Origin of the sequence: Kordia sp., assembly GCF_045105435.1 — a bacterium.
Lineage (GTDB): Bacteria > Bacteroidota > Bacteroidia > Flavobacteriales > Flavobacteriaceae > Kordia.
Genome location: NZ_JBGCDL010000131.1, coordinates 1 through 12,279, shown reverse-complemented (window position 1 = coordinate 12,279; position 12,279 = coordinate 1). Strand labels below are relative to the sequence as shown.

Genomic DNA, 12,279 nt, shown 5'->3' with positions numbered 1-12,279 from the left:
AAATTATGTTAGATACACTTTCTAAAAAATACCATATCATTTTAGCTTCTGGTTCGCCAAGAAGACAGCAATTTTTTAAAGATTTAGGATTGAATTTTGAAATTCGATTGAAATCTGTTGAAGAAGTGTATCCTAAACATTTACAACATCATGAAATTTCGGATTATCTCGCAAAATTGAAAGCATCAGTTTTTAAAAATGAATTAAAAGACAACGACATTCTAGTGACTTCAGATACTGTAGTTTGGCATGAAGGCGTTTCGTTAGCAAAACCACAAGACGCAAAAGAAGCTTTTGATATGATTGCTACCATGAGCGGAAAAACTCATGACGTAATTACTTCGGTTTGTTTTACCACTGCGACTTCTCAAAAAGTAGTACATGAAGTAACGAAAGTAACATTTGAAGCGATGACGGATGCTGAAATTTGGTATTATGTCAACAATTTCAAACCATTTGACAAAGCTGGTGCATACGGCATTCAAGAATGGATTGGCTACACAAAGGTTGCTCGTATCGAAGGTTCGTACGCAAATGTAGTAGGTTTGCCAACGCACTTGGTATATAAAATGTTTTCTGAGATTGAAAGTCTGTTCTAAAATTACCATTCCTGCGAAAGCAACAAAAAAAGTCGGAAGAAAACTCCCGACTTTCACGAACTAATCGTATTTATCATATTATGTATGCACAGAAAAATAATCTGTTACTTTTACCAGTTGATTGTCCAAAAAAGGATGGGAATCATATATTGCATAATATGTTGAACATAAATCGAAGCTCTAGTTTCTCCCATTAATTACCCTATAACCTCGGTTAGAAACATTTTTTTTAAGTAAGTTTTTTGATTAAACACAAAGTAAAACTAGCGGATAATTAGTGTTCAAAAAAGAAAAGCCAATTACAATTTATAAATTATCACCCTGTAAAAACAAGCTTGTAATCGGTATTTATAAATTACGATTTCAGTGTAGTGCTAAAATGAGAAAGTTATTTTTTTACTCTAATTTACTTTTCAATATGTTACGTTCATTGGTTTTATAGGTAGTTTCAAGGGTATCCAAATATTTTAACGCTTTTAAAGCTTTCTCGTTTTCATCAAGTTTGATATGAATAAGCGCGCCATACCAATAAATTTGTGGTGTAAATCGTGTTTTACGATCCTTAATCGTTCGAAGAATATTTAAAGCAGCTTTTTCTTTACCTAAGTTAAGTAAACTCATTGCTTTGTAAAATGAAATTTCTGTATTTGGATTGTCATGTCCTGCTTGAATGATATCAAAAGTTTTAATAGCTTCTTCGTAATTTTTTGCTTCATACGCTCTTGTTGCATCCGTAAGTAGCATTCCATCGCTTGGTCCACGTGTCACAGGTTGCAACGCATTTGGATACGGTTCAAAATACGTTGTATACAAGGTTTCATTCATAGTTGCTTGCTGAATGATATAATTTCCGATCAATCCGAAAAGCAATAACAACACAACGGCAATTGCCAAACGTATATTTTTGTAGAAAGGCTTTTTAGAAATATCTGTTTTACTTTGCGAAGCTTCCAATTGTTGTAAGTGCGACTTCAAATCGGATTTCTCATTTGCTTTAATGGCAACATGTACATTTTCGTATTCGGTTACTTTTTGAGCAAAATCAAGATCGTTTTTTAACAATGCATCAAACTGTACTTGCTCCGCTGTATTTAACGTGCCTTGTATGTATTTCTGAATCAATTCTTCCGGTTTCATCAATCTTGTTTTATCAATCCTATTAACTTTTTCAAACACCTAGATTTATGGCTTTTCACCGTATTCTCATCTTTATAGTGTGTTTGTTGTACAATTTCTTTAATGCTCAAACTGCGGTAATAAAACAGTTTTAAAATCTCTTGACAACTTGCGCCTAAATGACGAAAATACCTGCGCAACAATTCTTGTTCGTTTGTTAAAACAGTTTCATCTAAGTCAATTTCTTCATAATCATTTTCCACAACAACGCCACCAACCAAAAGCTTTCGTTCTTTCAACCGATCGTAAATTTTGTGTTTCCCAATACTGAACAAATACGTTTTTAAACTACTATTTTCTATGCGTGTTTGCTTCGTTGTAAAGTTTTGATACATGGCAATAACACTGTCTTGATATACATCTATCAAATCTTCTTTATCCAAATTAAATCGCAATCCATAATTCACAAATACTTCTTTATAAAGCACATACACTTCTTCCAATGCTTTTTTATCGTCATTGCGCAGTCGTGTTTGTAAATCTACTTGTTGCTTTTCCATTCAGTATAAAATCAAATCGAAAGGTTAACAAAAATATTTAAAATAAATTCAACTAAAATAAATTTCATATCAATGTTAACCTTTTCCCTTGTAAATATATAAAGAGGAAACGAAACGTAATAAATCATGAACACAATTTTTAAAACTTGCACTTGCATCTGCTTCTTTTTAGCGGCGCAAAGTGCGAATTCGCAACTCCTTAAACGCATTCAGAAAAAAGTAGAAAACAAAGTTGAGCAAAAGCTAGAAGAAAAAGCAATGGAAAAAGCTGAAAAAGCCGCTGATCAAATGCTCGATAAAGTATTGGGCAATAAAAAAAGTAGCAAAGGCAACAAGGCTAGTAAATCGTACACATTCAATCAAAGCATTACGATAGAAATGCAAACCGAAGGCAATGAAAAAGCTCAAATTGACTTCCTTTTTGATCGTAAAAATTCAGATGTCATTTGTATGAAGTTAGACAATGATGGCGATGATTCTGGCGGAAAAGTATATGCAGTCATCACACCGACATCAAGCACCATGTTTATGGACATGCCAGGTATGAAAATTAAGAAAACTGTTTCACGAGAAGAACTTGGGCAGTTGGATTATTCTGATAAAATGCCACAACATGACGATTTGAAAAAAACCGGAAATACCAAAACGATTCTCGGATATACCTGTCACGAATATTCTTATGAAAACGATGGCGGAAAAGTACATGCTTGGGTTGCGAATGACTTTCCAATCAAACAAAAATTTGTGCCGATTCTAGGCATGAAAAAAGAAGGTCCATTTGAAGGATTCGTATTGGAATTACAATACAAAGCTTCCAACGAAAGTGGCACGATGAAAGTTGTCAAAATTGACACAAATACCAACGTAAAAATCGACGCGAACGCATATACTTCCATGTAAAACAAAACTTATGAAACACATATTTATAGCATTCCTATTGTGTAGCACAATAGCGTTTTCGCAAAGTAAAAAACACTTTATCACTATTACTTTTAGTGACGGTCCATTGCAAGGAACACATACTTTTTATCCTGAAAAAGGAAATTACACGAGTCAAGCTAATCTGGAATTATTTAAAGGCGCAAGCAATGTAAACGCATCTAAATTGATGACTAAAGACGGTTTTCAAGTACATTATTTCAATCGTTATTTTTTGGGTGAAGCTGTCGCTGGAATGCACAATCCTAAAAAAAGTACTTCGGGTTGCGGAAGCTTGAATTTTATTGACCTCAACAATAGCAAATCGTACAAACGTATTGATGGTGATTTTACAGGTTGCACACAGACAACCATTACAAAAGTATCTGCATGGAAAGACGGAATTGTCAAAAAACGCAGAACCGTTTCTGGTCATTTTGAAGATACACTTACCATGAAAATTAGAAACGACGATGGTACACAACAAACGGTTGAAACTAATGTAAAAGTTGAATTTACCGTAAACGAATCTAGAAGAAAATAATCTCAAAAAAATACAAAATGAAAAAAATACTACTCGTACTTCTCTTATTTTTAGGGCTACATGCAAATGCACAATATACATTTGAGCAAATTGATATTTGGTCGGGAAGCAATGGAAGTTCTCCAAAATATATCACTGAGTTTAATGGCGAAATCTACTTTCAAGCCTTTGAAATTACGCCTTCTTTTAAAAAACTATACAAAAGTGACGGAACCGATACAGGAACACAAATTATAGCGACAAACTTAAATAGTGGGGCAGGTTATTCACCAGAATCTTTATATGTAATGAATGGCGAATTGTACTTTACCGCATTTGTTTCAGGTGTTGGTCAAGAATTGTATAAAACCGACGGAACGAACGCAGGAACTATTTTATTAAAAGATGTGCGCGCAGGTTCGTCTAGCGGTTTGGATTTTAATTCCAATGACGACAATCAACTGTTTGTAGAATATAATGGTGAAATCTACTTTCGCGGAAGCACCAATTCATCTATTGAACTTTGGAAAACCGACGGAACACCAACGGGAACAGTTTCCGTAAAAAACTTTGAAGATGCTACTAATGGCACGCCAACATTTATTACGAAACCTGGAAAAAATATCTTAGGAACTGTATTTAACGGATTGTTATATTTTTATGTAAATCGTGGTGGAAATGGCGAATTGTGGAAAACCGATGGAACAACTGCCAATACAGAATTGGTGCGTAGTAGCTTGAAAAACATCTCAGAAATAATCGTTTTTAATAACGAACTTTATTTTGTTTCGGGAGACGATTCTGCAACGGAAGGTCGCGAATTGTGGGTTTCTGATGGAACATTAGCAGGCACTACAATAAAGCATGATATTTTCCCAAACAATCTAAATCCTGCATTTGGTTTGGGAAGTAATCCTTCTAATTTGACCATTTTTAACAACGAACTGTATTTTAAAGCGAGAAGCTACAATGGAACTTCTGGACAAATAATTGGTTCCGAATTATGGAAAACAGATGGAACTACCGCAAATTTGGTAAAAGATATTGATACAGATAATCTTGCAAGCGGATTAAATATTCCAAATTTCACCATTTACAACAATGAATTATACTTTGCAGCTTCCGACAATACAACTTCCGATTTTGAATTATGGAAAACAGACGGAACAGAAAGCGGAACTGAAAAGGTAGTAAGCGTAACGGATACGGGCGAATCTATCAATTTTTCAAAAGCTACTAATTATGCCAACAAGCTGTTTTACTTTGATTCGCAACAATTGTGGGTTACTGATGGAACAGCTATGGGAACGGAAGTGTTGACAGGAAACTCGGAAGAAATTTTATTAATTGGCACCAATTCTTTGATTGCATACCAAAACAAAATTTGGTTTTCAGGCACAAAATCAGGCAATGGAGACGAACTTACAAGTTTGCAAGATGCAAGTGTTTTAAATGTCGACACTTTTGAAACAATACGTATTGTGCTCTATCCAAATCCGACTTCCAAACAAATTACATTGCAAGGATTACAAACTGAAACCGAATTCACTATATATGATGTTTCTGGAAAAAAACTGAGCAACGGACAATGCAATCGTTTAAATACGACAATAGATGTCAGTCATTTGCGAGCTGGGTATTATTTCATCAAACTAAAAAACTACAAAACAATTCCTTTTATCAAAGACTAACAATGTCGGTTTTTTACGTTTCGAGTTGTTACTTATATGGACGGTTGTGGATTAAATACCTATGATTCATTTACCGTTCATATAAAATTTAGTGCCATTCACACACCAATAGTGCTATCTCGTATAATAAACTTAATTTGTTAGCTAACATTCTGTAAATTAGACAAGATTCCCTAAAATAACCCAGTAAGTGAAAACAATTTTACGTTGTATTATTATTTCATATCTTTTTTCTTCGCTGCAGTTTTTGCATGCGCAAGAAACAGCTCAAGCAGTATTAAATTCAACCAAAACCACATACAATAAAGGAGAATATGCAGCATCTTTGGCATTGGCAGAAAAAGGAATTACGCTTTTAAAATCCGATACTTCACAGTTAGACAGCTTGTCTAGCGCAAAACTGTATTTTTACAAAGGCGCTTCCGAATATTATATACAACGTTTTGATGTCTCAATTGCTTCATACAACGAAGCCATTTTGTTATGTCCAACTTCCAACGAAGGACGTACCTATAAAGCTGAATTGTATTACGAACGTGCGTTTTCGGAATATGAATTGAGTAACTACACAGAATTCTACGAAAGCACAAAAAAAGCAGCTTTATTAATGGAAAGTGTTGCCAATCCAAATTACGATTACTTAATTTCCATCTATGCAAGTATTGCCAGTTCGGCAGCAAGGTTGGGTTTTATGGATGACGCTAAAAATTATCTAGCAAAAGCGGAATTAACATATAAAGAGCATAAAAATAAGGTAATTAGAGATCCGAAAGAAGTTTCGAAACCAGTGCTTTTTCAATATAAAGCGGTTGAAATCATCAATAATAAAGCGGTTTTAACAACAAATGATATTGCATTTGCTACTGAGAAAATTCAAAAATTAAATAAACTAAAACGCCATAAACGATTCAACGTTCCCGAAACACGCATGTACGCCGTTGCGCTAAATATGTTGGGCGATTTTTATTTGCGAAAAGATTCAGTTACTAAAACTGATGCAGAAATGGCGCAAAATTATTTACAAAAAGCATTACAAAACCTAAACCAACGAAAATATGCGGCACACGTATTTCAAATTAAATTTAATCAAGTAAAAGCGTTTACGTTTCAAAATAAACAAGAAAAAGCGCTGAATCTACTGAATTCCTTATTAAAAGATTTGCCAAAAAATGACACACGTATCTCCTATTTTGAAGCTGAAAAAGCGTCTATTTTACTTGCGTTAGATCGTAAAAAAGCAGCTGTTGAAGCATTACAAAAATCCATTGCTACAATTCATCACGGAGAAAGTATCTTGAAAGAAGATTTCTCCAATTTTATTCCAAGTTTCGATTTGAATGAAACTGGATTGTTAGTCGAAATGGCAGATGAAATTGTAAAAAAATATCCTAAAGATGCAACTGTACTTTCGCTTGGCGCGAAAATGTATCGATTGGGTTTACTACAGTTTGAAAATTGCTATCGTGAAGAACTCTTCAATGACAAACTCATACAGTATTACCAAACTGCAATTGGCGGTATATTGAAACTGAAAAAAATGGGATATGGTCATCACAAGTTCAAGCTAAATAATTTGCTGAACAAAATGGAAGTTATAGAAAATAGATTGGCTTGGAAAAAATTTCGCCAAAGTCGATTATTGACTGTTTCAAATATTTCCGATACCGTTTTACAACAAGAACAAACTATAAGAAAAGCCCTAGTAGCTGCCAAACGCCGAAAAGATACTGCTGCCATTTTTGACTACAACAAACAGTTAACACAACAATTGGCAACACTAAAACAAGAGTTTCCTGAGATTACAAATTTTGCTTTTGATCGTTTTGATATTAAAACCATTCAAAAAAGCATGTCTGCTTCAAAAGTAATTGTAAAGTACAAAAACATTGAAAAACAGCTATTTGCGTTTAAAATTACTAAAAATGATATTCAGTTTTATGAGTTAGATGCTTCTAAAAATATATTGGCTACGGTAGAATCGTATTACAATCAGATTAGCAAACAACAAGAAAATAAAACGACTGCACACAAATTATTCATTGCATTATTTCCTTTTGATACAAGCGCGTTTACGGAATTTACAGTAATTCCCGATCAAACGTTACATTATTTGCCGTTTGAAACGTTAATTACAAACAAAGAAACGTATTTGATTGAAGAAGCAACAATCAATTATGCAACACATTTGGTGTTTGTAAATCATACAACTTACGAAAATCAACCTAGTAAAAATGATGAAATTATTGTGTTTACACCACAATACGATGTTGAACTAACAAATACAAAAGGAATTGCGTTACGCGATAAAAATTACCGTTTGCTTGGCGCTGAAAGCGAATCTAAATCGTTGGCTGCTATTTTTCCAAGTCGTTTGTTTGAATCTATTTTAGCCACCAAAGACAATTTTATTAAATATTCGCGCGAAGCAAAAATTATTCATCTTGCCATGCACGCTAATATTGATAATGAAACGCCCGAATTGAGTCACTTAGTTTTCAACGAAAATGGCACTGACACCAAAATGTATTTGGAAGAATTATACGGTTTGCACCTCAACGCAGATTTGGCAGTTTTGAGCGCGTGCAATACCGGAAAAGGAAAACTAAACAATGCTACAGGCATGATTTCGCTTAGCAGAGCGTTTACTTTGGCAGGCGTTCCGTCTACATTGGCAAGTTTATGGGAAGTTCCGGATAAAGTGACGCAAGAAATTATGATTGATTTTTACAAGTCTTTGAAAAAAGGCGAAACCAAAACAAATGCTTTGCGCAACGCAAAAATCAATTATCTTAAAAATACAGACGACGCCAATTTTAAAAAACCATTTTATTGGGCAGGATTTGTATTGCATGGAGATAGCGCTCCAATTGCGTTACAAGTTAAAACTTCTACCAATTTCGTCTGTATATTTATCGCAATTTTCACACTTTTCATTATTATTATTTTAAGCTTCCGAATGCGAAAGGATAACTTGAAGTTGTTTTAACAGATTGTTAAAGCATTGGCAGTATCGTCGTTTTTAAATATCTTTATAAAAAAACGATGAAATCCATTTCCCGACAACTTATTTTAGCCGCAGTTACCGTAGTAGGAACTATTATTGCCTGTTCTAATGTTAAAAGTAACGCTTCCGACACAGCCATAAACACTTCTAAATTAGAAATTGAGAAACCTGCACAAGCAACTTCTGAAGCTTTTAATAAATATTGGTATGCTGGCAAAGCCGAATTGACTTCTTTTGAATTGGAGCAAGGACGCTACGGAGAAATTCATAAAGGAAAAGCGGTTTTAGTGTATGTAACTGAAGATTTTAATCCTGAAAAGCAAGTAAAAGCTGATCAGCAACGCGCAAATAATGTACCTGTGTTAAAGTTAAATGCAACTAAGAAATTCTACACAGGCGTGTATCCATATAGTATAATGACAAGCACGTTTTATCCTGTAGCAAATAACGAACATGCGATTAAAGCGACTTCTTCCATGCAAGAATGGTGCGGACATGTATTTACACAATTGAACAACCGTGAAAAGTTTGACGTGCACTCGTATTCGTATTTTGAAAGTGAATCAGATCAGAAATTTTCAATAGATAAAGAGATTTTGGAAGATGAATTGTGGGTAAAACTCAGAATTGATCCTTCACAATTGCCTGTTGGTTCACAAAAAATAGTTCCTGCTTTTGATGTGTTGCGCATGAAACACATTCCGTTAAAAGCGTATGAAGCAACGGCAACATTGAATACTTCGGGCGCAACTTCAACTTATGTATTGGAATATCCGAAATTAAACAGGAAATTAAGTATAAACTTCAATACTAGCTTTCCGCACGATATTTTAGGATGGACAGAAACTGCTACGAGTGGCTACGGAAATTCGGCAAGAACACTAACGACTAAAGCAAAGATAATCAAGAAGTTAAAAAGCGCGTATTGGTCTAAAAACAGTGTTAAAGACAGTACGCTTCGGAAAAAATTGGGATTATAAATCCTACAAAAACCAGAAAGATATCAATGCAATCGTGTAGTGCTTCTATGGTAAAACCGTAATTGAAAGTTTCAGAATTTCACGAAATTTATAATAATAATCTGATAAATTATTTACTAAATATATTTAAGTCATAATTCCACGCTTGACCTTGCTGGCTTAGATATAATCTCATTATGAAAAGGATACAATATGCCCTTATTGTATCCTTTTTTTTATTATACTAAATTTGATGTTATCACACACTTTTCGATATATTTTTCTTCCAGAATTTCACTCGAACTGACGATTTGTTGTTAGAAGTTAAAGAGTTTCTTAGAACGCAGCAATTTAAAATTTAGCATTCAAAATTATACATTTAGTATTTCACTCAATACGAAACACCTAACATGTCATCAATTGTGTTTGCCGTAACGGAATGATAGTTTGGACGTGCTTTTTCGTAAATACGCTTTGCAGTTTCTACTTGATTGTTTCGCTTAAACGCTTTATATAAAGTAGAAACATACCAACGACGACCAACGGTCATTAAAAAGTTTTCAATGTGCGCATCTACATTATTTCCATGATAATCATGATTGATGGCTTGTTCAAACCAAACCATAGCGATGTATGAATTTGTAGCTGTAGAAAACTGACATGCATTGTCTAACGCTATAAATTTTTCTAGTGAAATTTCTGTTGGAATGTTTCTTATGAAGTGAATTTTCTGTTGAATATTCCAGTCCTTTTTACTTAATTCTTTTTCGCTCAACGTTCCTTTTTCCCAATTTACAATGGCTTCTTCTACTTTTTGAAACTTATCGGATACTATTTTAGCTGCATTGTCTGGAATTCCTGCTTTATAAACCCAATCGTTCACATTAAATGTTACCTTGTTTTTAGCTAATAATTCTTTGTCCAAATACTTCAAAAACTTTTCGGTTGTCATGGTAGAAAACGAATGTTTGTTGAAATATTCTTTTAAAAACGTGTCCATTTTATCGCGCCCAACAGTTTCTTCAAGTGTACGTAAAAACAAATATCCTTTATCATATGCAATACTGTTCATTCCATCATCAGGGTTTTTCCCTTCTAAATCTAACTTTAAATGTGTCGCTTCTGGCTGATCGTGAAAGTTTTTAATTTCTTCTGCCAAATCTTGTCGCCCAATAGAAGCCAACATATTTGCATATTCCTTTCCGTACAAAGCTTCCATAATGCGCATTTCAAAATACACTGTAAAACCTTCATTGAGCCAGAAATCGTTCCAGGTAGCATTGGTTACTAAATTTCCAGACCAAGAATGTGCCAATTCGTGTGCTATCAAACTTGTTAAACTTCTATCGCCCGCAATAACGGTTGGTGTTGCAAAAGTTAATCGTGGATTTTCCATGCCGCCAAACGGAAAACTTGGTGGTAATACCACAACATCAAACTGATCCCATGCGTATTTACCATATAAATTTTCGGCAGCTTTCACCATTTTTTCCATGTCTGCAAATTCGTAATGTACTTTGTCAATCATTGACTTTTCAGCATATACGCCAGTTCGCGGACTGATTTCTTTGTAAACCAAATCACCAACAGCCAACGCTATTAAGTAAGGTGAAATTGGTTGTTTCATATCAAAAACATAGTTTCCAGTATCATTTTTCGCTTTCGGATTTTCCGCACTCATAATCGCCATCAATTCTTTTGGCACTTTTACTTTGGCTTGATAGGTTAAACGCACTTGCGGACTGTCTTGAATAGGAATCCAAGTTCGTGTTAAAATGGCTTGTCCTTGTGTTAACAAAAACGGATGTTTTTTATCGGCTGTTTGCTGCGGATTTAGAAACTGCAATGCTTCCGTTTTATCGGTAGTTTCGTAACTTATAGAAACGATCTTAGAGTCGCTTTCGATAGGAATAGACAACGATTGTCCTAATACGGCATCATTCGCGCCAAGCGTAAATTTGACTTCTTTTTTATCGACAAAAGTTTGCAGAATCTTTAAGTTTTTGGTATCAAAAAAAATATTGTTTGCATTGGTACTTTCAATCGTATACGTAGCTGTTCCTGTGATGATTTCTTTGTCAAAATCTACACCAATATCTAACAATAAATGTTTTGCTACCGCTTCGTTAGGCTTTGCAAACGAATGTGTATCGTTGGCATACGAGCTCATTTTTTTCATTTTTTTCTCAGTCGTTGAACAACTTACAATACATAAAGTAAGTAGTAAAAAAGCAGGTTTCTTAAAAATAGTCATGGATGTCTTGGTAATTATATGGTTTAACCGATTTTTTCAAAACTACGTAAAAACATCCAATTAATGTAATTTACCCTTTCAGGGGTATTCTTTCGTGCTACTTAATAAAATACATTTGTGATGTAAAAAACTATTAATTAACCATTAAAACAATCCCTATGAGTTCAAAGCATATTGGAGCATTTTACAGTGAAGGCAGATATTCATTAGAGAAAGACTCTTTTGATTTATTTACTGAAATACCGAGTGTACAGTTATTTTGTAGCGAAGGTAAACCTTATTCGCTTAATCACGATTCTTATTTTGATGTTTCTTCTGATGAAATACCATGTTTGCTTAATATTTTTAAGCACGGACATCCATCACATAGATTAAAATTGAATCAAGAAAATTTAACTTGGATTTCTGACTCAGAAAAACTTTCTACAGTATTTGATGATTTAGATTTTCCGATTGAAAAAATACTTGTTATAACTGTTCACGATGAGGACTTTCAAGTTTCACACACAAATACTTATAAGAGTTTTATTAAAAAAAATGTAACTTATGACTTTCAAAATAAAAAGTATAAATTCTTAATTAAAGACCTTGAATATTACCTGAATAAAAACATATCATTACCGTCTAACGAAGAGCCTAGAACGGTTTCTGGCGG

General features: G+C 34.0%; 10 protein-coding genes. 7 read left to right on the top strand and 3 right to left on the bottom strand.

What is annotated here, in order from left to right; all coding sequences use genetic code 11:
• Positions 1–5 precede the first annotated feature (5 nt).
• On the top strand, positions 6–599 hold the full coding sequence (locus AB8B65_RS06715; RefSeq protein WP_405300104.1) for a Maf-like protein: 594 nt from the start codon (positions 6–8) through the stop codon (positions 597–599).
• 396 nt (positions 600–995) lie between these two features.
• Here AB8B65_RS06715 and AB8B65_RS06710 read toward each other — a convergent pair whose 3' ends face one another.
• Both AB8B65_RS06710 and AB8B65_RS06705 read right to left on the bottom strand, forming a co-directional pair.
• Positions 996–1,736, bottom strand: coding sequence for a tetratricopeptide repeat protein (locus tag AB8B65_RS06710; RefSeq protein WP_405300103.1), 741 nt, complete (start codon positions 1,734–1,736; stop codon positions 996–998).
• Complete coding sequence (locus tag AB8B65_RS06705; protein WP_405300102.1) at positions 1,736–2,275, bottom strand: RNA polymerase sigma factor; 540 nt, start codon at positions 2,273–2,275, stop codon at positions 1,736–1,738. Before AB8B65_RS06705 ends, AB8B65_RS06710 begins: the two co-directional genes overlap by 1 nt.
• A gap of 126 nt (positions 2,276–2,401) precedes the next feature.
• On the opposite strand from AB8B65_RS06705, the gene AB8B65_RS06700 reads away from it, so the two are divergent.
• The 5 genes from AB8B65_RS06700 (at position 2,402) to AB8B65_RS06680 (ending at position 9,391) form a co-directional block, all read left to right on the top strand.
• A complete protein-coding gene (locus AB8B65_RS06700; protein WP_405300101.1) occupies positions 2,402–3,175 on the top strand; it encodes a DUF4412 domain-containing protein in 774 nt (257 codons plus the stop codon).
• Between the two features lie 10 nt (positions 3,176–3,185).
• Positions 3,186–3,737, top strand: coding sequence for a hypothetical protein (locus AB8B65_RS06695; RefSeq protein ID WP_405300100.1), 552 nt, complete (start codon positions 3,186–3,188; stop codon positions 3,735–3,737).
• Between the two features lie 17 nt (positions 3,738–3,754).
• Positions 3,755–5,407 (top strand): T9SS type A sorting domain-containing protein, encoded by a 1,653-nt coding sequence (locus AB8B65_RS06690; protein WP_405300099.1) that lies wholly within the window; start codon positions 3,755–3,757, stop codon positions 5,405–5,407.
• A 190-nt stretch (positions 5,408–5,597) separates the two neighbouring features.
• Positions 5,598–8,393 (top strand): CHAT domain-containing protein, encoded by a 2,796-nt coding sequence (locus AB8B65_RS06685; RefSeq protein WP_405300097.1) that lies wholly within the window; start codon positions 5,598–5,600, stop codon positions 8,391–8,393.
• 56 nt (positions 8,394–8,449) lie between these two features.
• Positions 8,450–9,391 (top strand): septum formation inhibitor Maf, encoded by a 942-nt coding sequence (locus AB8B65_RS06680; protein WP_405300096.1) that lies wholly within the window; start codon positions 8,450–8,452, stop codon positions 9,389–9,391.
• 370 nt (positions 9,392–9,761) lie between these two features.
• On the opposite strand, the gene AB8B65_RS06675 is transcribed toward AB8B65_RS06680, so the two are convergent.
• Positions 9,762–11,549 carry a leukotriene A4 hydrolase C-terminal domain-containing protein gene (locus AB8B65_RS06675; RefSeq protein ID WP_405300095.1) on the bottom strand — a complete coding sequence of 596 codons (1,788 nt, stop codon included), beginning with the start codon at positions 11,547–11,549 and terminating at the stop codon, positions 9,762–9,764.
• A gap of 233 nt (positions 11,550–11,782) precedes the next feature.
• Here AB8B65_RS06675 and AB8B65_RS06670 point away from each other — a divergent pair.
• On the top strand, positions 11,783–12,279 hold a 497-nt coding region (locus AB8B65_RS06670), incomplete at its 3' end, for a hypothetical protein (RefSeq protein ID WP_405300094.1).